The organism is Mycobacterium sp. DBP42 (assembly GCF_005924235.1).
GTDB classification, from domain to species: domain Bacteria; phylum Actinomycetota; class Actinomycetes; order Mycobacteriales; family Mycobacteriaceae; genus Mycobacterium; species Mycobacterium syngnathidarum.
The window spans coordinates 1-21,796 of sequence record NZ_VCMY01000040.1; the positions used below are offsets into that span (position 1 = coordinate 1).

The 21,796-nt window shown below is 65.8% G+C and carries 23 protein-coding genes and 1 pseudogene; 9 read left to right on the forward strand and 15 right to left on the reverse strand.

Annotation, left to right across the window (positions count from 1 at the left end):
• From E0T84_RS25505 to E0T84_RS25520, 4 genes are all read left to right on the forward strand, one after another.
• Positions 1 to 958: cytochrome P450 (locus E0T84_RS25505; protein ID WP_138745883.1), on the forward strand; the 958-nt coding region annotated here is incomplete at its 5' end.
• On the forward strand, positions 958 to 1,152 hold the full coding sequence (locus tag E0T84_RS25510) for a ferredoxin (protein ID WP_036448614.1): 195 nt from the start codon (positions 958 to 960) through the stop codon (positions 1,150 to 1,152). The genes E0T84_RS25505 and E0T84_RS25510, both read left to right, overlap by 1 nt.
• A gap of 15 nt (positions 1,153 to 1,167) precedes the next feature.
• Positions 1,168 to 1,464 (forward strand): DUF1330 domain-containing protein, encoded by a 297-nt coding sequence (locus E0T84_RS25515; protein ID WP_070945094.1) that lies wholly within the window; start codon positions 1,168 to 1,170, stop codon positions 1,462 to 1,464.
• Between the two features lie 11 nt (positions 1,465 to 1,475).
• Positions 1,476 to 2,393: an LLM class F420-dependent oxidoreductase gene (locus E0T84_RS25520; RefSeq protein ID WP_138745884.1), complete on the forward strand. Its 918-nt coding sequence runs from the start codon at positions 1,476 to 1,478 to the stop codon at positions 2,391 to 2,393.
• An 83-nt stretch (positions 2,394 to 2,476) separates the two neighbouring features.
• Here E0T84_RS25520 and E0T84_RS25525 read toward each other — a convergent pair whose 3' ends face one another.
• The 9 genes from E0T84_RS25525 to E0T84_RS25565 form a co-directional block, all read right to left on the reverse strand.
• Entirely contained in the window at positions 2,477 to 3,244 is a 768-nt protein-coding gene (locus tag E0T84_RS25525) for an alpha/beta fold hydrolase (RefSeq protein WP_138745885.1), read from the reverse strand.
• A 7-nt stretch (positions 3,245 to 3,251) separates the two neighbouring features.
• Entirely contained in the window at positions 3,252 to 3,452 is a 201-nt protein-coding gene (locus tag E0T84_RS25530) for a ferredoxin (RefSeq protein WP_036448623.1), read from the reverse strand.
• The gene (locus tag E0T84_RS25535; protein ID WP_138745886.1) at positions 3,452 to 4,654 is read right to left on the reverse strand and encodes a cytochrome P450; all 1,203 of its coding nucleotides are present in this window, start codon (positions 4,652 to 4,654) and stop codon (positions 3,452 to 3,454) included. The genes E0T84_RS25530 and E0T84_RS25535 overlap by 1 nt, the downstream gene beginning before the upstream one ends.
• Before the next feature lie 149 nt (positions 4,655 to 4,803).
• Positions 4,804 to 5,592 carry an NAD(P)-dependent oxidoreductase gene (locus E0T84_RS25540; protein WP_138745887.1) on the reverse strand — a complete coding sequence of 263 codons (789 nt, stop codon included), beginning with the start codon at positions 5,590 to 5,592 and terminating at the stop codon, positions 4,804 to 4,806.
• Positions 5,592 to 6,410 (reverse strand): NAD(P)-dependent oxidoreductase, encoded by an 819-nt coding sequence (locus E0T84_RS25545; protein WP_075910155.1) that lies wholly within the window; start codon positions 6,408 to 6,410, stop codon positions 5,592 to 5,594. Before E0T84_RS25545 ends, E0T84_RS25540 begins: the two co-directional genes overlap by 1 nt.
• Positions 6,410 to 7,291, reverse strand: coding sequence for an alpha/beta fold hydrolase (locus tag E0T84_RS25550; protein ID WP_138745888.1), 882 nt, complete (start codon positions 7,289 to 7,291; stop codon positions 6,410 to 6,412). The genes E0T84_RS25545 and E0T84_RS25550 overlap by 1 nt, the downstream gene beginning before the upstream one ends.
• Before the next feature lie 16 nt (positions 7,292 to 7,307).
• A complete protein-coding gene (locus E0T84_RS25555; protein WP_138745889.1) occupies positions 7,308 to 8,963 on the reverse strand; it encodes an OB-fold domain-containing protein in 1,656 nt (551 codons plus the stop codon).
• 84 nt (positions 8,964 to 9,047) lie between these two features.
• Positions 9,048 to 9,269 carry a ferredoxin gene (locus E0T84_RS25560; protein ID WP_138745890.1) on the reverse strand — a complete coding sequence of 74 codons (222 nt, stop codon included), beginning with the start codon at positions 9,267 to 9,269 and terminating at the stop codon, positions 9,048 to 9,050.
• Positions 9,266 to 10,573: an NADH-ubiquinone oxidoreductase-F iron-sulfur binding region domain-containing protein gene (locus E0T84_RS25565; RefSeq protein WP_138745891.1), complete on the reverse strand. Its 1,308-nt coding sequence runs from the start codon at positions 10,571 to 10,573 to the stop codon at positions 9,266 to 9,268. Before E0T84_RS25565 ends, E0T84_RS25560 begins: the two co-directional genes overlap by 4 nt.
• 27 nt (positions 10,574 to 10,600) lie before the next feature.
• Between E0T84_RS25565 and E0T84_RS25570 the strand changes: the two genes are divergently transcribed.
• Positions 10,601 to 11,074, forward strand: coding sequence for a hypothetical protein (locus E0T84_RS25570; protein WP_171055175.1), 474 nt, complete (start codon positions 10,601 to 10,603; stop codon positions 11,072 to 11,074).
• 23 nt (positions 11,075 to 11,097) lie between these two features.
• Here the strand turns inward: E0T84_RS25570 and E0T84_RS25575 are convergent, their stop codons facing one another.
• Genes E0T84_RS25575 through E0T84_RS25590 form a run of 4 tightly spaced genes read right to left on the reverse strand, consistent with a single transcriptional unit; the run spans position 11,098 to position 14,721 of the window.
• Positions 11,098 to 12,027, reverse strand: coding sequence for an alpha/beta fold hydrolase (locus tag E0T84_RS25575; RefSeq protein ID WP_070945083.1), 930 nt, complete (start codon positions 12,025 to 12,027; stop codon positions 11,098 to 11,100).
• Complete coding sequence (locus E0T84_RS25580) at positions 12,027 to 12,419, reverse strand: Rieske 2Fe-2S domain-containing protein (RefSeq protein WP_138745892.1); 393 nt, start codon at positions 12,417 to 12,419, stop codon at positions 12,027 to 12,029. Before E0T84_RS25580 ends, E0T84_RS25575 begins: the two co-directional genes overlap by 1 nt.
• 1 nt (position 12,420) lies before the next feature.
• Entirely contained in the window at positions 12,421 to 13,575 is a 1,155-nt protein-coding gene (locus E0T84_RS25585) for an amidohydrolase family protein (RefSeq protein WP_171055176.1), read from the reverse strand.
• A 21-nt stretch (positions 13,576 to 13,596) separates the two neighbouring features.
• Positions 13,597 to 14,721, reverse strand: a complete 1,125-nt coding sequence (locus E0T84_RS25590; RefSeq protein ID WP_171055177.1) for an amidohydrolase family protein — start codon at positions 14,719 to 14,721, stop codon at positions 13,597 to 13,599.
• Positions 14,722 to 14,999: 278 nt separating this feature from the next.
• Here E0T84_RS25590 and E0T84_RS25595 point away from each other — a divergent pair, with 278 nt between their 5' ends.
• From E0T84_RS25595 to E0T84_RS32455, 3 genes and pseudogenes are all read left to right on the forward strand, one after another.
• The gene (locus E0T84_RS25595; RefSeq protein WP_070945079.1) at positions 15,000 to 16,031 is read left to right on the forward strand and encodes an acyl-CoA dehydrogenase family protein; all 1,032 of its coding nucleotides are present in this window, start codon (positions 15,000 to 15,002) and stop codon (positions 16,029 to 16,031) included.
• The gene (locus tag E0T84_RS25600) at positions 16,032 to 17,207 is read left to right on the forward strand and encodes an acyl-CoA dehydrogenase family protein (protein WP_138745893.1); all 1,176 of its coding nucleotides are present in this window, start codon (positions 16,032 to 16,034) and stop codon (positions 17,205 to 17,207) included.
• Between the two features lie 78 nt (positions 17,208 to 17,285).
• Positions 17,286 to 17,399: pseudogene (locus E0T84_RS32455) on the forward strand (dihydrodipicolinate reductase); the annotation flags it as partial.
• Between the two features lie 86 nt (positions 17,400 to 17,485).
• Here the strand turns inward: E0T84_RS32455 and E0T84_RS25610 are convergent.
• Both E0T84_RS25610 and E0T84_RS25615 read right to left on the reverse strand, forming a co-directional pair.
• Entirely contained in the window at positions 17,486 to 18,805 is a 1,320-nt protein-coding gene (locus tag E0T84_RS25610; RefSeq protein ID WP_070945077.1) for a TetR/AcrR family transcriptional regulator, read from the reverse strand.
• 187 nt (positions 18,806 to 18,992) lie between these two features.
• Positions 18,993 to 19,922: an SDR family NAD(P)-dependent oxidoreductase gene (locus E0T84_RS25615; protein WP_138745894.1), complete on the reverse strand. Its 930-nt coding sequence runs from the start codon at positions 19,920 to 19,922 to the stop codon at positions 18,993 to 18,995.
• Between the two features lie 150 nt (positions 19,923 to 20,072).
• On the opposite strand from E0T84_RS25615, the gene E0T84_RS25620 reads away from it, so the two are divergent.
• Positions 20,073 to 21,716, forward strand: coding sequence for a nitric oxide reductase activation protein NorD (locus tag E0T84_RS25620; RefSeq protein ID WP_138745906.1), 1,644 nt, complete (start codon positions 20,073 to 20,075; stop codon positions 21,714 to 21,716).
• Positions 21,717 to 21,796 lie beyond the last annotated feature (80 nt).

Below are 21,796 nucleotides of genomic sequence, written 5' to 3' on the forward strand. Positions count from 1 at the left end.
CACCCACACCGACCATCGCTCGCTGTTGATGCGGTTGATCACGCCCAAGCGCCTCAAGGAGAACGAGGACGCGATGTGGCAGTTGGCCGACGAAGTCCTCGACAGCTATCTCGCGCCCGGCAGGGGCGAGTTCATCAAGGGCTTCGCCGGTCCGTTCACGCTGCTCGTGATCGCTGACCTGCTGGGTATCCCGGACGAGGATCGCGAAGCTTTCGTCAACGGCATCAAGCAGAATTCGGGCGGTGGCATCGGCAGCACGAGCAAGGAGTCGCTGTCCCACAGCCCGCTTGAGTTCCTCTACGGCCAGTTCTCCGACTATGTGTCGGATCGTCGGGCCAATCCGCGCGGCGACGTACTGACCGGCCTGTCCGAGGCTACGTTCCCCGACGGCAGCATCCCGGATATCGGCGATGTGGCGCGGGTGGCGACAAATGTCTTCTCGGCCGGGCAGGAGACCACGGTGCGTCTGCTCAGCACCGCCTTGAAGGTCCTTGGCGAACAACCCGAGATCCAGCAGCGGCTACGGGCCGACCGCAGCCTCATCCCGAACTTCATCGAGGAGGCGTTGCGGATCGAGAGCCCGGTCAAGGGCGATTTCAGGTTGTCGCGCTGCCCGGTGACCATCGGCGAGACCGAGTTGAACGCCGGCACGACGGTGATGGTGCTCAACGGGGCGGCCAACCGTGATCCTCGGCGGTTCGAGGATCCGGACACCTTCGACCCGGCGCGCAAGAACGCCCGTCAGCACCTGGCTTTCGGCCGCGGTATCCACAGCTGCCCGGGGGCCCCGTTGGCGCGTGCCGAAACTCGGGTCGGTATCGAGCGATTGCTGGACCGGACTACCGACATCCGGATCTCCGAGGCCAAGCACGGTTCGGACGGCGATCGTCGCTACAACTACATCCCCACTTTCATCCTGCGTGGGCTGACCGAGCTGCATCTGGAGTTCGACAGCTGATGCGGGTCAGGGTTGACGAGGACCGGTGTGCCGGACACGGCATGTGCTTGACGTTGTGTCCCGAGGTCTTCGAGATGTCGGATGACGGCTGGGCGGTGGCAGACCCGGAAGACGTTCCCGCCGGGCTCGAGGACGCGGCGCGCGAGGCGATAGACAACTGCCCGGAACGGGCGATCAGTGAAATCAACGACTAGAGAAAGAGTTTCGTCATGGCATCTGCCAAGGGCTACGTCATCATCACCGAGGACATCAAGGATCCGGCCGGCATGGGGGAGTACGCCAAGCTGGCGTCGAAGGCGATGGGCGGCGCCACCATCGTGGCCGTGGACCAGAAGCCCGAGGTGATCGAAGGTAGCTGGCACGGAACGCAAACCGTGGTGCTGGAATTCGAGTCGGTTGACGCCGCACGCGAGTGGTACTACTCCGATGCGTACCAGGCAGCCGCGAAGGTCCGGCAGGGAGCTGCCGAGTGCAACGGAGTCATCCTGTCCGGTTTCCCCGCCTGATCGGAGCCGCTGTGCGCTACAGCATCACCTACCCGATGCACACCCACCCGTATCACCCGGATCTGGTGAGTGGCAGCGGAGTTGCGGCGATGGCCGCTGCGGCCGAAGCAGCGGGATTCGACGGGTTCGGATTCACCGATCATCCGGCTCCGTCCCAGCGCTGGCTCGATGCTGGTGGGCACGATGCGCTGGACCCGTTCGTGGCCATGGCTTTTGCTGCGGCGCACACCACGACCTTGCGCTTGGTACCCAACATCGTGGTGTTGCCGTACCGGAATCCCTTCGTGGTGGCCAAATCCGGTGCCAGCTTGGACCTGCTGTCGGGTGGCCGGTTCACGCTGGCCGTCGGAGTCGGTTATCTAAAGCGGGAATTCGCCGCCCTGGGGGTGTCCTACGACGAGCGTGCCGCGCTGTTCGACGAGGCGCTTGAGGTGATCCGCGGTATCTGGACTACCGATGATTACTCCTTCGAGGGCACGAACTTCAGCGCCCGCGGGATCACCGCGCACCCCCGGCCTGCGGCGAGCCCACATCCGCCGATCTGGATCGGCGGCAACACGTCGGCCGCACGGGCGCGGGTGGCCAAGCACGGCGACGGCTGGTGCCCGTTCGCCGCGCCTGCCGGTCTGGCCAAGACCGCGGGAACGGCGGCGATGGATTCGCTGGACGCCCTGGCTGCCGGCATCGAGGATCTGCGGGTGCGCCTCAGCGCGGCTGGTCGCGATCCCGGCGGAATCGACATCGTGTTCAACAACTTTGAAGGCGGCAATCCCGGTGGCGACGATTTCAACGCCGACGCGTACCTGGCTGGGGTCGACAAGCTCGCCGCGTTGGGGGTGACCTGGCTGCACGTCACCCTTCCCGGGGACAGCCTGGCCCACGCGCTGGAGGCCATCGAGAAATTCGGTGAGACGGTCATCGCTGCCTAGCCTGCGACACCGACTTCGACGTCTGGGTCGTGCTCCGTCGCCCGAAGCGACCCGGGCGTCGAAAACGGCGCAGCGAAACGGAGTCAGGCCGGCGTCAGCGCGGCGATCGGCGTGGTCGTCGTGGCGTGTACCAGCAACTCAGCCAGCTCGCGCGGACGGCTCAGGAACGGCGAGTGCGACGTGTCGATGGTCAGCTGCTCGACGCCGAGACGTTGGGTGACGGTGTCGGCGAGCCAGCGAGGCATCGACCGGTCCTGGGTGCAGCGGATGAAACTGCGAGGCAGATCGGCCGCCCAGAACTGCGGCACCGACACCGGTGTCACCGTGGTGTCGCCGAACCGCTCGGGGCCCAGCCGGTCGAAAGCCCAACGCGCCGTGGCCTCGTCGCAGTCGTGGTAGAAGTACCGCCAGGCTCCGTCGAAGTCGGCGAAGTGCATGGCACCTTCCTCGTCGAAATGCAGATAGCCCAGCATCTCGCCGACATCCCCGTCGAATTCGCCACCCAACTCATCGTCGGCTGACCGCATGGCCATGGCCTCGGGGTACGTCCGGCCCTCCCGGGGCAGTGCGGCGGCCAGATACACGATGTGGCCCACCAGGTCCGGTGCTGCGTCGGCGGCGAGGGTGGCGTCGAATCCGCCGCCGGAGTGTCCCACCAGGACATCCCCGGGCCGCATCACGTCGACGATGGCGGCCCGCCGGTTGGCCAGCGTCGACTCCTCGGCGACCCGGGCGCCGTGCCCGGGCAGGTCTACGGCGACACCGTCATGACCCAGGCCCTGCAATTCGGCGATGGTGCGTTCCCAGCACCAGCCGGCATGAAAACCACCGTGCACGAAGACGAACCGCATGCGCGGGCTACTCGTCCTTGATCGAGATGGCCTGTCGTGGGCATTGACGCACGGCTTCGCGAATCAGCGCCTCGTTCTCCGGCGTCACGTCTTCCTGCAGGATGTGCAGGTAGTCCTGATCGTCGAGGTCGAACACCTCGGGGATGATCCCCATGCAGACCGCGTTGCTCTCACAGATCTCGAAATCGACGTGAACCTTTTTCGCCATCACCTCAACACCCTTACCGGCACGTGCGAATACCCCGCCACGTTCTGCATGTGAACCCGTTGCAGCTGATCCCATTTCACTTCGTAGCGGGGCATGAAATCGAGCAGCTTCTCCAAGGCGATGGCGCTCTCCATCCGGGCCAGCGCGGCTCCCAGACAGCTGTGGATGCCGTAACCCAGGCCCAGGTTCTGCGCCTCCGTGCGGTCACGTTCGATGTCGAAAGTGTCGGCATCGGTGAACGCGTCGGGATCGCGGTTGGCCGCGGCGCTGATCAGGAACACCGCCTTGCCCGCCGGAATGGTGCCGCTCGGCACGTGGGCGTCCTTGAGCGTGTAGCGGACGTTGTACTGCACCGGGCCCTCGTAGCGCAGCAGCTCTTCGACCGCGGCCGGAATCTTCTCGCGGTCGTCGAGCAGCTTCTGCCACTGCTCGGGGTTACGGGCGAAGAGCACCATCGCGGTGCCGACCAGCTTGGTCACGGTTTCGGCGCCCGCCCCGCCGAGAAGGGTGGCGAATCCGGTGATCTCGATGTCGTCGAGGCGGCGCATTTCGCCGTTCTCGCCGGGAATCTCCGCGGCGATCAGGCGGCTGATCATGTCGTCCTGCGGGTCTTCCCGGCGCTTCTGCACCAGCCCGTAGTAGTAGATGCCGGTGTCGATGTTGGCCTGCATGCCGGCCTCGGAGTAGCCGACCTGTCCCGGTTCACGCGAGAGGCTGGTGTCGATCCAGTGCCGGACCTGCTGGCGGTACTCGGGGTCGACGCCGGCCATCCGCGTGATGACCTCGACCGGGAACGGCCCCGAGAAATCCTGCACCACATCGAATTCGTCGGAGTCGATCTTCCCGAGGAAGTGATCGATCTGCTCGACGACGGTGTCGCGCTGGGACTGGATCATGCGCGGGGTGAACGCCTTGTTCAGCAGGCTGCGCATGTGCCGGTGATCGGGCGGGTCCATGAAGATGATCGATTTCTGCGGTGGCTCGTCGCTCTGCACCATGGCCAGGTCGCAGCCACGCGACGAGGAGAACGCCTCGTGATCCTTCAACGCCGCGGCGACGTCCTCGTGCCGGGTCAGGGCATAGAAGTCGGAGTCCTCGTTGTAGTACAGCGGTGCGTCCTGGCGCATCCGGCGGTACATGTCGAACGGGTTGTTGAAGAACTCCTCGGAGAACGGATCGAAGATCACCTGGGCCTTGGTCATTTGGCTGGCTCCTCCTTCGCGGCGGGCTGGGCCGGAAGTGTCGTGACACGTTACGGGAAACTGTTGAACTGTAACGCTAACAGTAATCCTGTTGAGAGTGTTTGAAAAGCGCAAAATGGGTGCTGATCAGGTCGTGGTGTCCGTTTGGGTCACTTGATCGCGACGTCGAGCAGTCCCTCGAGTCGGCCGAGGTCGCTGTCCAGCTCAGATGCGGTGTGGCGAACCACGGCCACGTCTTTGCCGATGAATTCGCCGACTCGCGCGATAAAGGCGTCGGCGGACCCGGTGGCGGCGATACCGCCCAGTGCGCGGCTCGCCGCGCTGCCATGGGTGAGCGCGCTGAGCAGCGTCGCCTCGTCGATACCCAGCCGGTCGCCCAGGCGTACGCCCTCGGCGACCACGCCGATCTGCGCGGCGAACAGCGCGTTGTTGACCAGCTTCACCCGTTGCCCGGCGCCGACCGGGCCGACGTGCAGTACCGGATCGGCGTAGGCGGCCAGCGCCTCGCGGGCACGGGCCACCGCGTCGTCCGGGCCACCCGCGAACACCGTGACGGTCCCGGCTGCGATGTCGTGCGGTCCGCCGCTGACGGGGGCGTCGATGACAGCGATACCGCGCGCGGCCCCGCGCTCGGCGAGGGCCTCGGCGGTGCGGGGGCTGCCGGTGGTGTGCAGCACGAGCACCGAGCCCTCGGCCATCTCGTCGATCAGATCCGGACACAGGTCACGCACCTGCTCGTCGGTGAACACACAGACGATCGTTACGTCGGCACCCTCGACTGCCTCACGCGGCGAGCTCACCGGCTCAGCGCCGAGGTCAGCTACCGCAGTGCGCTTTTCGTCGTCACGGCCCAACGCCCGTACCTGGTGTCCTGCGGTGCTCAGCCGGCGCACCATCGGTGCGCCCATGCGGCCCGCGCCAATGAAGCCGACGCGCATCAGCGTGGATGGTTCATGATGGCCAGGGCATTGTCCGCGGCATCAAACACGGCCCCCTGCGGGGCTGAAGCGTTGTCGGCCAAGCTGGCGGCATGCCGGCAGTCCTTCTGCAGCAGTGCCCCGGCGATCGGCGCCAAGTTGTCCAACGTGCCGCCGAACATGGCGATGCTGTTGAGCGCCTTGCTGGTAGCCGAACCGCGCGTGACCACCTCGCACAGTGCCTGACGTGGAACTCCCAGTGCTTCACCGAGTTCCAGTGCGCTCATGGCGGCACCCAGGTTGGCGCTGAACAACAGGTTGTTCAGGATCTTGGCGACCTGGCCGGCGCCGACACCACCGAGATGCACGATCGGGTCTGCATAGGTGGCGAACACCGGACGCACCCGCTCGACGACTTCCTCGTCGCCACCGACCATCACCAGCAAGGTGCCGGCCGATGCGGCTGGCTCGCCGCCGCTCACAGGGGCGTCGATGACGGTAACCCCTTGTTTTGCAGCCTGTTCGGCCAGCTCCCGACAGGTGTCAGGGTGCACGGTGGAGTGGATGGCGATGATGCCACCGGGGGCCAGGCCGGCCAGCACGCCGGTCTCGCCGTCGAGCACCTGGCGGACGTCGTCGTCCCCGACCACGCACAGGCAGACGAGGTCGCTGGCGGCAGCCAGCTCGGCGGGGGAGCCTGCCGTCTTGGCCGCGGTGTCGGCGTAGGGCTCCAGGGATGCCGGACGCCGGGCCCACAGGGTGGTCTCGAAGCCACCTTCGATGATCCGTCGGGCCATCGGCGCCCCCTGGCTGCCCAGCCCGATAAATCCGACTCGCATCAACCTGCCTCCACTTCCACATCGGTTTTCACGGTCTCGTGCCCGCGGTCAGCCACGCATTCGTCGGCGAACGACAGCACTGCGCGGTGGTAGCTCGCGGCGGACAGGCCCACGCTGAGGTTGTGCCCGCTTTCGGCGAGCTCACCGGTCTGCACTCGCGGTGCCGCGCTGAACATCGTGGCGATCCCGGCCAATGCCTCGGGGTCGGATTCCCATACGTTCTCGAACTCGCCGGCGAGGAATTGCACGGGCACTTTGGTCCGCCCGGCCAATGCCGGAAACTCTTGGCGTGACCAGGTTTTGACGACATCTCCCTCGTACGCGGTGCCGCCCGCGGACAACCCGGCGCCGATCACATCGGACGGGTAAAGCCGGGCCGGCTCCCACAGCAGTTCGCGCAGACCGCGCGGCCGATTCACGGGTGAGGCGTCCTTCAGCAGCTGTTGCGCAGCCGGATGGTAGCGGCGGCCGGTGCCGGCCAGCGACACGCCGAGTACCTCGGGTCGGTGTACAGCCAGGTGCAGGGCAAGTTCGCAGCCCATCGAATGGCCCACGACGAACAGGTCTCCAGCGCCGGCGATGCGCTGAATTGCGCCGAACGCCAATGCGCCCCGCTGATCGGGGTGCACCATGGCGTCCGGGTAGGCGGCCGACGCACCGTAACCGGGACGATCCAGCGCGATCACGGTGTATCCGTGGTCGACCGCGATGCGCAGCAGCGAGAGTTCCGGATGGCCGGGGCAGTCGAAGTACGCCGATGTGGTGGCCCCGCCGTGCAATGCGACGACAACGGCGCGCGGGTCGGGAGCCTCGGCCACCAGCGCCGACATCGGGATGCCGTCGACCATCACCACTCTGGGGTGCGGGGCTGCCTTACTCATGGGGCACGCGCATGCTTCAGTCGTCCCTGCGCATCAGTAGCACGCCGCTCGGCGTCAGACCGCCACTGCTGGCCACGGCCACTTTGGCATTGGCCACCTGGCGCTCGCCGGCCTCTCCGCGCAGCTGGGTGACCGCTTCGTGGATGAGGCCCATGCCGTGCGTGCGGCCGTGCGAGAGCTGCCCGCCGTGGGTATTGAGCGGGATGACACCGTCGCGCGCGATGTTGTGGCCACCGTCGAGGAAGTCCTTGGCCTCTCCGATGCCGCAGAAGCCAAGTCCCTCCAACCACGACAGACAGTTGAAGCTGAACCCGTCGTAGAGCTCGGCGACGTCGACATCGCTGGGGCGCAAAGAGGTTCGCGACCACATGTGGGCGCTCTGCCCGAGTACCTGCGGCTCGTGGGTGAGGGTGGTCTGGTCCCAGTCGAGCCGCTCGATTATCTGAGTTCCGACCGCCTCGAACCGGATCGGCGGCTTGGGGCGGTCGGCGACGGTGTCTATGGCCGAGACGATGACGGCGACCGCGCCGTCGCACGGCACGTCGCAGTCGTAGAGGCCGAACGGGGTGGTGATCATGCGGGCCGACAGGTAGTCGTCCATGGTCATCGGATCCCGGTAGATGGCCGTTGGGTTCAGCGCGGCATTCGCGCGTTGGTTCAGCGCGATCCAGCCGAGCGTTTCGCGGGTGGTGCCGTACCGGTCGAAGTGGCGACCGGCGTTCTGCGCCAACGTGTGTGCGGCCGAGGTCGACCCGAACGGCTGCTGCCAGCTGTTGGTGCGCCCACCCAATGGAGGGGACATCTTGCCCTCCTTGACCAGCTGACCGAAGGTGGCCTCCCACAGGGTGCGGAAGCACAACACATGGCGGGCCATGCCGGTGGCGACCGCCATCATTGCCGCGATCACCGAGCCGCCGGGCCCGAAGGTGTCCATGCCGCCGTTGATCCAGGTCGGCCGGAGCCCCAGCGCGCCTTCCAGTGCGGTGACCCCGCCTTCGCCCATGCCGGCGATGTCAAGACCTGGATACGTGGACAGGCCGTCGATGTCGTCGAACGTCAAACCGGCGTCGGCGACGGCCTTTTCGGCCGCCTCGATGGTCAGTGACACGGGCGGCACCATGAGGCGCCGGCCGATGGTGGACATGCCGATGCCGGTGATGGCCGAGTGGTCCTCGAACTTCTCCTTGGTCAGCATGGGGCGCACAAATTTGGCGATGTCCTGAGGCGCCACGGGTTCGGCCACCGGCGGGGTGGCGCTGGTGTCCGTCGATGGCTTGAACACCGGCAGCCAGACATCCTCGACCTGCTGGAATTCGACTTCCACCGGCATACCGAGTTTGAGATCCTCGGAATCGCAGTCGACGATGTTGGTGGTCAGCCGGACCCGAGGATCCTCGGCGATGGCCACTTCGGCCACCACATACGGCGGCGGCATGTCGGGGAAACCGAACCGGTGGTTGACCGTGAACCCGGCCAGCGATGCACGCCCGGACACGTCGCGCACGCCTATGTTGTGGCTACGGCAGTACCGGCAGACCGGTTGCGGCGGATGGATGAGGGCGCTGCAGTCCTGGCACTCCTGGATTCGCAGCACCCCGTCGGCGCCCGCGGTCCAGAAGTACTCGTTGAGCGTGGTGACCGTCGGGAGCGGACGTCCCGGTATCTGTGACAACTCGACTCCGGTGGTAAGCGGGTTATTCTGTGTGGAGAATCACGTTACCAGTTTCCGGGATCGGTGATCCATACCCCTGTGCGCTCAGCCGGCCTCACGAGCGGTGCGTGCATCCTTCAGCTCGATGATGGCGTGTACCGGGCAGTCCAGCAGGGCGCGTCGTACCGCATCTTGGTCAGCCTCGGGGATGTCGCCGTCGCCTTTGAGCACGGCGTAGCCCCAGTCATCCAGCGGGAAGTACTCCGGCGCGTGTTTGGCGCACAGCCCGAAGCCATCGCACAACGTGCGGTCCAGCTTGATCTTCATACCGCCACCACCGCCTCCAGAGACTCCACTTCGTATGGCCGCGCCGCAGTGAAAGCGCCGGAACGGCAGGTCTGGCAGCCATTTTCGAGGTGACGCTGCACGAGGTCGGGGAACTGGGCGAGCAGGCTGGCTGCCACGTTCGCGGCACCGTCGAGGGTTGCGCACGCGCCACGACCGCGCAGCACCACCGACCACCGCTTGAGCCGGTCAAGGTCCTCGGCGGTGGCGTTGCCGTCGCGCAGTCCGGTGGCGACAGCGGCCATCGCTGCCGTCCCGTTGAAGCACGAGCCGCACTGGCCGGCATTCTCCCGGTCGAAGTAGGCCAGCACCGACGCAGCGACCGCAACCGGGCAGTCATCGGTGAGAATGCCGATCGCGCCGCAGCCCAGCCCGCTGCCCAGCGCCCGTACCGATCCGTGATCCAGTGTGGCCCCGACGATGTCGCGGTTGACCAAGCCGGCGAAGTATCCACCCACCAGCGCCCCGCGAACGTGGTCCGGGGACACCCCGTGCAGGGTCAGCAGATCGGCGAACGGGATGCCGTGCGGAAGTTCGTAGAGCGCGGGCGGGCGGCCGGCGCCGGTGATCGTGGCCAGGAAAGTGCCGGGGCAGGACTCGGTGCCCAGTTCGCGGAACGACTGCGCTCCGTGCTGGTGGAGATATGCCAGCTGTGCCAACGTCTCGACATTGCTGATCAGCGTGGGCTTGCCGGCCACGCCCTCCTCGAACGGTCGAGGCGGTTTGTCGGTCGGCTTGGCCGGTCCGCCATTGACCACATGCACGGCAGCGGTTTCCTCACCCGCCACGTAACCCGGTGTCACGGTGACCAATTCGATGCCGGGACGGCCCAGGTCGCCGGGCAGTTCGGCCAGTGCACGTTCCACACACTCGGCGGCATGCGCATCCGATACATACACCACGGCACGGTCGGCGCCGACAACCCCGGCCGCCAGCCGCAGGCCGTCGAGCACGGCATGCGGGCGGTTGCGCAGCAACCAGCGATCCTTGATCGAGGCCGGCTCGCCCTCCTCTCCGTTGGCGATCACCACGGAGCCGGCCTTGGTCTCGCCGCCCTGCCGGCCGTTGTCACGCACGGTGCGAAGCTTCACCGCCATCGGGAAGGCCGCACCGCCACGGCCGAGCAATCCGCTGGCCTGCACCTCGTTCAGAAGATGTTCCGGATCCGCAAGGGGCGCATAGCCCCCGGCAGTCCGATAGGCCTCGAGAGACTCCGGCCCGTCGCGCAGTAGCCGCGGGGTGATCCCCGGCCATGCGGCGACCGTGAGTTCGGCTGTCATGGTCACATCCCGTCCCCGGCTAGGCTTACCGGTATGAGAACTGCGGTGGTGCGCGTCGGAGTGGATCCGGCTGGTGAGCTCGGGGCGCAGGAGCTATCCGAGGGCATGGCAACACTCCGTGACTTGCTGGGTGTGCGCGGTGCCGAGGTGCTGGACAACCAGCTCGCCGGACTCCCCGCGCATCGTCGCGAGGTCGAGGTGCTGATCGCCGGAGACGACGCACCAGAGCTGCAGACCATTGCGATGGCGCTGTGCGCCAAGGCGTTTGGCACCGCACCCACGCCCGGCGTGGTCACTTTCGTCAGCCGCGGGACCGACGAGGATGCCCGCGGCGTACTGGCCGGATTCGGCCTGTCGGGTGACATCGTGCGCTCCGTCGATGACGAGGGCTGGGATGTGGTGACGGTGACCCTGGACAAGGCTGACCTGACACGCATCCCGGAAAGCCGCATCCATACCGCCCTGGAGGCTTCGCTGAACTGCGAGGTGCACATCCGCACGGTGTGACACGCGGGCAGCGCGTACCGCCGTCACGACGACCTCAGGAAGTCGATGATCGCCGGGGCCGCCTGAACCCAAGTGTCGAACAGGCAGAACGTCTTGCCGCCGCTCTGTGCGAACTTCTCGCCGGCCCGCTCCCACGCGTCCTCGGGCCAGGGCGGATCGATCAGCTTGGAACCCTTGATCAGGCAACTCACTTCGAGCGAGGTGCGCTTGGGGTGATCCCAGTCGTTCTCGCCGCCACGGATGATCAAGGTGGGCACGGTGATGTTGTCGAACATCTCGTCCGGGACACCCGGGATGGTCTGGCCCGGCTTCGACACGAACGCGTTGAGCCACCGCAGCATGACTTTGAGGAACTCGTCGGCGTCGAGGTCGAGCAGACGCTGCCGGTTCGCGGGGTTCTCCGCGATCCGCTCGCGCCACTCGGGCACATTCAGCAGGCCTTCGATGCCGAGACCGCGTACCGCCAGGATGCTCGGGGTGACGTAGTGGCCGCCGAGGACGAATGAACCGTACACGCCACCGACGATGTTCCACACCACCAGTTTTCGAACGATCTCCGGATACAGCATGGTGGTCAGCATCGAGTCACGTGCGCCGCCGGAGCCACCGAGGATGAAGCACGGTCCGACGTCCAGGGCGGTGATCAGTCGGTACAGCGTCTCGGCCCGCATGTGTGATTCGCTCTGGCCGTAGAACTGCACGTCTGATCTGCCGCAATTCGGCCGGTCCCACAGCAGAACCCGGTAGCCGCCCGCGACCAGGGCTTCTGCCAGCGGTCGCAGACCAGGAATGTCCTTGCTGAACCGGCCGCCGGGCGTCAGGGCGATGAAATCACCTTTGTCGCCGAGGATTTCGTAGACGACGTTGCCGCCGTTGATCTCCATGGTCTTCTCGCCGGGCTTGAGCTGCGGAACTGCAGCCAGGGCTGTTGATTCGCTCGCAAGCTCGCTCATCAGGCCATCACCAACACATCTTCTCCAACCACACGGACCGGGTAGGTACGGATACTCCATTCCGGCTTCACCGCGGTGGTGCCGGTTGCCAGCTCGAAACCCCATTGATGCCAGGGGCAGTAGATGAACTCCTTGTCGCGGACCATCACTGCGTCGCCGGGTACATCGTCGTCGACCACCGTGCGCCCGCGGGCACGGCCCGAACACAGCGGACCGCCCTCGTGTGGACAGTAGTTGGCGATGGCATAGAACGTTCCGTTGACGTTGTACACGCCGACGCCGTGGCGACCGATCGGCACGAGTTTGTGTGTACCGGGCGGGATCTCGTCGACGGTGGCCACGACGTGCTCGCGTCCCTGCGCGAGCCGTGGGCGCTTATCGGGTTCGCCCATCTCAGAACACCCGGGCCTGTCCCTCGAGGACCGGGACGGTCTCTGGCAGCTTGTAGGTCTCGATGCCGTTGCGGAACATGATGGCCTCGCGCGCGTGCTCGGGCAGATGTTTGACCAGCCAGCGCGGATCGTCGAAAGTCCAGTGCGGGTAATCGCTGGAGTACAACAGGATCTTGTCGCACTCCATCCACTCGAAGGCCCGGGACAGTTCGGTCTTGTCCTCGGGATAGTCCAGCGGCTGGGTGGTGAACTTGATGTGGTCCTTGACGTACTCGGATGGTTTGCGCTTGATGTCCATCCAGGACTTGCGGGCTTCGTAGATGGCGTCCATGCGCCACATCAGCGGCAGGATCCAGGTGAAGGCGTGCTCGACGAACACGATGCGCAGTGTCGGAAACCGGTCGAAGACCCCGTCGAAGATCAGGCTCATCACCTGATTGGCCGCCAACAGCGAGTAGCTGACCATGAAATCGTGGTTGTAGCTGGGCAGGCCGACCGGTGGTGCCGGCAGGGTCTCGTATTCACCCCGGGACAGGTGACAGCTCACCGTGATGTCGTGCTTGGTGGCCGCGGCCCAGATCGGGTCGTACTTCGGATCACCCCATGACGGGCGCGGCTCGGCCTTCATCAGAACCTGGGCCATGTACGGGTGTTCGGCCCACTGTTCGATCTCGGCTACTGCGGTCTGCGGCTCCTCGATGGCGACACAGATGGATCCCCGCCAGCGTTCATGCCAGTTGTTGTGACTGTCCAGCCAGTGATTGGCCAGCCATAGGTTGACCGCGGTGCAGTAGGCCGCGGTCGCTTCGCCGAGGCGGTGCTCGGAGTGGGTCGGCTCCAGAATCGCGATGTCGGAGCCGGCCTCCATGATGAGCTGGCGCAACGCCATATCCGGGTCGCTGCAGGCGAACTCACCGTCGGGTGGGAACGCATCCACTCGCATGGCGTAGGCATGCGCGTAATCGGGTGCGTCGTAGTAGATCTGCTCACCGACCTTGTGGCTCAAGAAGTACTTGCTGCGCCACGGCTCGGGGATGTAGTCGATCAGCTCGCCGCGGCGCGGCATCGGGTGCACGTCGGAGTCGACGCACCGAATCGCGATCCGCTCTTTCGCCGGCACCCGCGGGTTCGTCGTGACTGGCTGTGTGGTCGTCATCAGGGCCTCCCTCAGCTGCCTTTACTGTGCCGCAACCGCGGATGCTGAACCCACACCGGCGAACGCGGCCTCGAGGCCGTACAGCTGCGCGGCATTGCGCCACAACAGCTTTTCCCGTTGTTCGGTGCTCAACACAGTGGGGATCTGCGGCTCGTTCAGCTGCCAGTGCGGGTAGCTGGAACCGAACATCACCATGTCTTCCTTGCCGGTGAAGCTCAACCACTCTCCGGCGAACTCGGTGTCGCCCGGGCCGTCGAGCGCGCCTTGGACGAAATACACGTGCCCGGGTAGATAGTCGCTGGGCATCTTTGGCGCCCAGGGGGTCTGCTCGAGGTGGGGACGGCCGAAGCAATCCATGCGCCACATGAACGGCGTCAGCAGGTCCGCGGCGCCGTCGGCCCAGACGAACTTCAGATCGGGGGTCCGCTCGAACACGCCTTCGGCGATCATGTTCATCAGGTGGTAGATGTAGTTCAGCGCCATGAATCCGAGGTACTGCTCATACGTCCTGGTCTTGCCCGACGGCGTCGGGGCGAATTGGATGCCCGCCCCACCCTCGATGTGCACGGCCACCGGTAGGCCGGCGTCGGCCGCGGCATCCCACAACGGCCAGAATTGCGGCTTGCCATAGAGCTCGCGCGACTGCATCGGGATACCGATCTGGACCACCCGAGGGTGGTCCTTGTACTTGTCGATCTGACGCAAGGCCCCGACGATGTCGTCCGGGTTGATCCGGATGGTGCCGCGGAACCGCTCGCCGTGTTCGTCGTGTTCGAGCCAGCGCGTGACCATCATTTCGTTGTGCGCCGCCGCCAAGGCGGTACCGAGGTGACGGTCGGGCATGATGCCGCGGGTCATCGGATGCAGGATCGCGATGTCGACGCCGCGGTCGGTGAACAGATGCTGTGCGGCGATGTCGGGATCCGAACCGGGATACTCGCGGTTGGGTCCCTTGGTGTCCTTGGCGTACTCGCCACCCGGTGCGCCGTACCAGTTCATCTCGTAATCCGGAAAGCCACGGCTGGCGAAGGGTTCTTTCAGAAAGTTCCGCCGCAGATCCTTGTTGGATTGCATGAAGATGTGCACGCTGGCGTCGATGAGCGGCGTTCCCGCACTGCCGGGCTGCGCCGGGTCTTTCAAAGCCAAGACTTGTCCTCCGATGTTCGTCCGGAAACGAGCAGGCACCAGCTGACGACGACGTGTCTGCTGCGCCAGATCTTACAGCCAGTCTAGATCCATATTCTTCTATGGCAAGAACATAGTTCTCAGAGCGTTGCGGCCCTTTCGCCCAGGTAAGCGCCGGTGCTGGTGATCCGTACAGCGCACTGGCATGGAGAACCGGTACTTGCTGGAGGAGAAGGAGTCGCCTTAGAAAGAGAATGCTATTCTCCTCCCGGACGTGAAAGTGCGGCAGGAGGCGGCGGGTGCTACTCGAATTCGATGCCGATCAGCGGCTATGGCAGGAAACCGTGCGCGATGCGGTGACCAAACAATGCCCGGCCACGCTGGTCCGTGAAGTGGCCGAGCAGGGTGTCGACCCGACACCGCTCTGGCAGAGCTATATCGACCAGGGCTGGACTGAGCTCACCGAATCGGAGAATGCGGTGGAACTGGCCATCGTGCTCGAAGAACTCGGCCGGGCCACGGATCTGACGCCGTACCTGGCGACCATGACCCAGTACGCGCCGCTGGCGGGCGACCGGTTCGATCCGGCCAAGGCCGGGACCGCGGTGTACAGCGGTGTGACGGCCAACCGGGACGCCACCGGCTGGGTGCTGGCCGGAACCGCCCACCACGTCCTCGACGGCGACCGGGCACAGAACCTGGCCGTGGTGACCGACGGTGGTGTGTTCCTGGTCGATGCGGGCAAGGTTTCCGCCAAGCGCAGCGCGGTGTTCGATCCGGTGTTGCACGTCGCCGAGGTGTCATTCGACAACGTGCATGTCGATGACACGGACCGGGTGACCGCGCACGCGAGGAGCGAGAAGAGTCCAGTCGACACCGAGAAGGCACACCATCTCGCATTGACCGGTATGGCCATCACCATGGTCGGTGCCTGCCAGCGGGCGCTGGACCTCGTGCTCGACCATGTGAAGCAGCGTCAGCAGTTCGGCGTGGCGATCGGCTCGTTCCAGGCCGTGCAGCACAAGGCCGTCGACATGCACGTTGCCATCGAAAGAGCCCGTGCGCTTTCGTATTTCGCCGCACTGACCATCGCCGCCGACGATCCGCGGCGCCGACTGGCGGCGAGGATGGCCAAGGCGGCGGCAGGAGAGTGCCAGACCGTGGTGTTCCGCCACGGTGTGCAGTTGTTCGGTGGGATGGGCTTCACGTGGGAGAACGACGTGCAGTTTGCGCTCAAGCGGGCCAAGGCCGGCGAGCTTCTCCTGGGCGGCGCTGCCGAGCACCGAGCCGTCATTGCCGCTGAGTACCGCACGACCTACAGGGGACTGTAAATGCAGCTGACATACGATTCCGACGTCGAGGAGTTTCGCGCCGAGTTCTCCGCGTTCCTCGATGCGAACCTGCCGTCGGAGGCCGACACGCTGGAGCGGCCCCGTTCGGTCTCGCACATGCCGCAGTGGGCCCGCGACTGGCAGCGGCTGCTCTTCGACAACGGCTGGCTGCTGCCGGCTCAGCCACCGGAGTTCGGCGGGCGCAACGCCACCGTGGTACAGACCTTCGTCCACCTCGATGAGCTGTGCCGACGCCGGATTTACCACAGCTTCAATCCGCAGGGCGTCAACATCATTGCGGCATCACTACTTACGTTCGGCTCCGATGAGCAGAAGCACCGCTGGGCGGTGCCGGTGTTGCGCGGTGAGAAGACCGCCTCACTCGGTATGAGCGAGCCGAGCGCGGGTTCCGACCTCGCCTCGTTGCGCACGCGTGCCGTCCTCGATGGTGATCATTTCGTCGTCAACGGACAGAAGGTGTGGACTTCGGGCGCCCACGACGCCGACTTCCTGCTGACCTTCGTGCGCACCGACCCGGACGCACCGAAGCACAAGGGAATCAGCGTGCTGATCATCCCGACCGACACCCCCGGTGTGGTGTGCCGGCCGTTCGCCGACATGACCGGTGAGGAGAACCTCGACTTCAACGAGGTGTTCTTCACCGACGCCCGGGTACCGGCCGAGAACCTGGTCGGCACGCTCAACGGCGGCTGGGGTGTGGCCAACGGATCGCTGGGTCACGAGCGCACGATGATGTGGCTCGGCTTCGCCGACCGGATCGACAACATGCTGGCCGACTTCCAGCCGAAGACCGAGCTGGAGCGCGACCAGTACGCCACCACGATCATGGACTATCAGGCCTTGCGCGCCATGGGATCTGCGGCGCTGGCCAAGGCTTCACGCGGCGAAGCCGACACCGCCTCGGTGTCGGTGCTCAAGCTGTTCGGATCCGAAGCCGAGCGCAACGCGTTCGAGAACGCGCTGACCGCGGCCGGTCCCGACGGGTTGATCCACCCGACCACCTCCGGTCCGTACGCGCACATGAACCTCGACCACTACTTCGCCAGCTGGTTCGAGCGCTACGCCAGAAGCTTCGGCGGCACGATCGCCGGTGGGACCTCGGAGATCCAGCGCAACATCATCGCCACCCAGGTGCTGGGGTTGCCCCGGCGCTGAGTGGCTTTGGACCCCAGCGTCACGCCAGAGTGGCTGTCGAGCTCGACAGCCACTCTGGCGTGACAATGCGAGGTCGGCGCGGCCACCGCGATGCGGGTGGTCAATGCGATTCCCTACGTCGTGGACGCACCCGCAGGCTTGTTGAACTCACTCGACATCCCGAATACGTTGCCGCGATACGCTTTCGACTAGCCTCCTGGGCCGAGCAGACGCTTAGGCACCCGAAAACTGTTGATTCCGGGTACATTCACGTCTGCTCGAGCTAGGGAGGTCGGTGTCTAGCGCGCGACGACACCGCGCAGGCTCGTATCCCGCACGTGGATCTGCGCTGCCCGGGTATCCAACTGCCGCAGGATGTTTTCGGGGATCCAGCCCACACAGATCACCGACCGCGCCAGCATCTCGTTCGACGGACTGTCGATGCTGATCTCGCCGGCCCTGATCCCTGCGGCGAGCAGTGACTTGACCTGTTTGACGCGCTGCGTGAACAACCAGCCGGGGTTGGGGGTGTCCGGCGGGGACTGGCGCATCCATGCGAGCTGGATCCTGAACTCGTCTCCGAACTGGTCCAGCGCGTTGGTGTGAATCCAGCTCAGCGCGTCGAGCTTTTCGATCGTGGTGCCCTCGGATCCGAGGACTTCGGTCCAGCCCACGGCGATCTTCTCCCCGAAGGACTGCATGATCGCCGCCAGCAGTTCGTCCTTCGACCCGATCAGCCGGTACACGGTGCCGGTACCCATGCCTGCGGCCGAGGCGATGTCGCGCACGGTCGTGCCCTCATAGCCCCGCCGGCCGAACTCCGCCCGCGCTACCGCACGGATATGGGCGGTCTTGTCATCGGCCTCGGAGGCGGCCTCCTCGATCCAGGTCCGCACCACGGCGTCGGCCGCGATGAACGGGACCGACCTGTCGAGTTCGGTGTCGGTAGGCCGGCCGGTGGACAAGCCTTCCAACAGAATCCGGCATAGCAGGGTGGCGACCTTCTCCGGTGCGGCATTGTGGCGCATGACGTCGAGGCCGACCTGCAGCATGGTCTGGCAGATCCGGTCGGCCAGAACGGCCAGATCGATATCCGAGCGCAGGTAGCCGGCCCATCGGGCGGCTCGCAGCGTCTGCTGCATGGCATCCAGCGTGGCCGTCGGGCGGCGCTGTGCCAGGGCGACGAGGTCGGGGTTGGAACTCGGGCTCTCGTAGAACGACATCTGAAGAGCGGCACGATGTGCGACGGCGCATCGCGCGATATCCGAGCCGAGCTCGGCGATCCGGTCGAACGGCGACGCCGGATCGGGGCCGTCCAACCGGCGCTGGGCGTGCTCGGCGATGCGGTCGAGGTCCTCGTGATACCGCTCGAGCAGTTCCACCAGGATTGCTTCTTTGGATTCGAAATGGTGGTACAGGCTGCCCGGCAGAATGCCTGCCGCGTCCGCGATCTCCTGCAGCGATGTGCGCAGGCCCGACGTGGCGATCAACGTGGCGGCGGTCTCGAGGATCTCGGTCCGGCGCGTACGATCCTCCGCTACGGTGCCGGGTTCGGTTGCGCGACCTGGGGTGCGCTTGAGCGTCTTGCGCTCCCCAGGGGTTACCTGGGGACGGCCCACAGCGGCTCCACGATGATTGCTGGCTCCCGTCATACGATTTGGGTTTCCGACCCAATATTTGGTTAGAGGCTACCAGAACAGCGCTTGTGCGCCGGGGATCCCGTGAAGCCAAAGACGCCGGTAGACCCGGCACGGCCGGGTTGCGGGCCTTGCGCCGAACGTGCCGACGGCAACGCTGTCGCCGGACTCACCCGGTGACGCCGAGCCGCTCGGTAACCGCGAATACCTCGTCGTAGATCGACCCCGGCACTGTGAACGGCTCTGTCGCAGCCACTTCCGACAGATGAGCGGCGACATCGTCAGCGGTCGGGTTGCTGTCGGTGGGTGCCAGCCAGCCCTCACCCAGCCCGACGAACACCTGGGCGAACCGTCCGGCGCAGGCAGAGAAGTTCTGATGACTGAACTCGCAGTCACGGCTGGCCAGGTACACCACCAAGGGTGCCACCAGCTCAGGCCGGATCGCCTTGAAGAAGTCGTTGCCCTCAAGCGCTTTCGGATCGCCGAGGGTCTCGGTGACCATCCTCGAGATGCCGAACGGCAGTACGGTGTTGGCCAGGATTCCGTGCGGCGCGCCCTCGAGCGCGATCACATTGGCGAGGCCGACCAGGCCGGCCTTGGCTGCAGCGTAATGGGCTTCGAGGTGCTGGCCGAACATCCCTGCCGACGAGGCGATGAACACGAACCGGCCGTAGCCCTGGTTCTTCATGACCCGGAACGCAGGCTGGGACAGGTAGAAGCCGCCGTCGAGGTGCACTCGCAGCATGCGACGCCAGTCTTCGGGGGAGAGCTCGTCGAACGGGATGCTGTTGAAGATGCCCGCGTTGCTGATCACCGCGTCGAGCCGACCGAACTGATCGATGGCGGTGCGCACGATCGCCTCGCCACCTTCGGGACTGCCGACCGAATCGTAGGACGCCACCGCGGTACCGCCGGAGCCGACGATTTCGTCGACAACCTGATCGGCCACCGCGACGTCCGAACCGTCGCCGGACATGGACCCGCCCAGGTCGTTGACCACCACGGTGGCGCCGCGCCGTGCCAGCTCGAGGGCGTATATCCGGCCGAGTCCGCGGCCGGCACCGGTCACCACGGCGACCTGGTCGTCGAAGTCGATCACTTTGTAGCCCTTGCCAGTTGATGTTCCGGGTCGGTTGATTGACTCCGGTCGGCCCGAACTCTACGGTGGAACAGATATTTGGTCAACAGGGTGCGGAGGTGGAAAGTGCCCGGTGGCGGTGACGACGACGGCCGGTTCGCCGGGCTGGGCATGCTGGCGTCCGCCCTGGCAGCTCGTCCGGTTGCGGTGACGGCGGCCGCCCCGGGTGCCACGCCGTGGACCGATGGCAAGACCGTGTTCGTCGATCCGTCGGCGTCCACGCGTACGCAGCTCGAATCGGTGGCGGTGCAGGCATCGCTGATCGCGGCAGGCAGCCTGGACCCTGATGTGCTCGGAGCCCTGGTCCGTCATCGGCGGTTGGCCGGCCGCTATCTGGCCGTCGAGGGACAACGCGCGCTGTTGGTCAACCGCGCACTCCTGCCGAATTCCCTTGGCGCCCTCGCGGACCCGAGGGTCTGCGAGGGCAGCGATTCACCAGCAGCGTCCCTGGCGATGGCGAGCGGCAAGGGTGCGCTACCCGATCCGCCGACGGGATTCGGTGTGATCCAGGCCAGGAAGGTCCTGGCGGCGTGCGCAGCGGCCAAGCCTGTAGATGAGCGGTCGGTGGCACATGTGCCGCGGCGCGATGAGAAGCAGGAGCTCGAGGAACTCGATGAAGACGACGTCGACGACTCTGATGACCCCGATCTGTTCTCCAGCCCGATCGGCGGGGGTGGGGCCATCGGAAAATGGCTCAAGAAGCTCTTGTCGTCGTCCCGCAAGACGGGTGGCAGCAGTGGGGGGCCGCCCGGTGCCGATTCGCCGACGCACCGAACCAACTCGACGAAACGCGGGGCGCACGCGGTCTCCTCGCTCGCCACGGTGTCGTCGGAGGAAATCGTCGACGTCAAGACCGACGGGGTGAAGTATCCGGAATGGAACGCCGAACGCCGGGTCTATCGACCCGCCTGGTGCACCGTCCGCGAGGCTGACCCGCAGATCAAGCCGCACGCGACCCAGCAGATCGAGGACGCGATCAGCGTGCGGCGCCCCCTGGCACGTCTTGGCATGGGACTGCATCGGCGTCATCGGCAACCGCAGGGCGACGACATCGACATCGACGCCGCGCTGGAGGCCCGGGTCGAAGTCCGGGCCGGATCGGTGCCCGACGAGGCCGTCTACCTGGACAGTCTGCGCCGCCGGCGGGACCTGTCGGTGCTGTTGCTGTTGGATATCTCCGGTTCAGCCGCTGAGCCGGGCACCGTCGGGCGCACGGTGCATCAGCAACAGCGGACGGCAGTGGCCCATCTGATGGTGGCGCTTCACGACCTGGGTGACCGGGTGTCGCTGTACGCCTACTACTCCCAGGGTCGGTCGGCGGTGACGATGGTTCCGGTGAAACGGTTCGACGACCACCTGGATGCACAGGTGTTCCGGCGGCTGAACAGCCTTGAGCCGGGCGCGTATTCGCGTCTCGGAGCGGCGATCCGGCACGGTTCGGCGGTCTTGGAGGAGCGTGGTGGCACCTCGCGGCGGCTACTGGTCGTGCTGTCCGACGGACTGGCCTACGACCATGGTTACGAGCGCGGCTACGGTGCTGCCGACGCCCGACGCGCTTTGACCGAGGCTCGGCGTCGGGGGACCGGTTGCGTGTGCCTGACCATCGGTGCCAGCACCGACGTGGAGTCGTTGCGTCGGGTGTTCGGGAGTGCCGCTCACGCCACCATCGCAAGTCCCGATCAGCTCGCCGGCGTGATCGGGCCAGTGTTCCGCTCCGCGATTCGTTCCGGCGAGGTTCGTCGCCGAGTGTCGTGATATCAAGTCCCAGAATCTCATTGGGGCTGACCGGATATGAGCAGCCGCGTTCTGAAGAATGATTGAAACAAACATCTGTT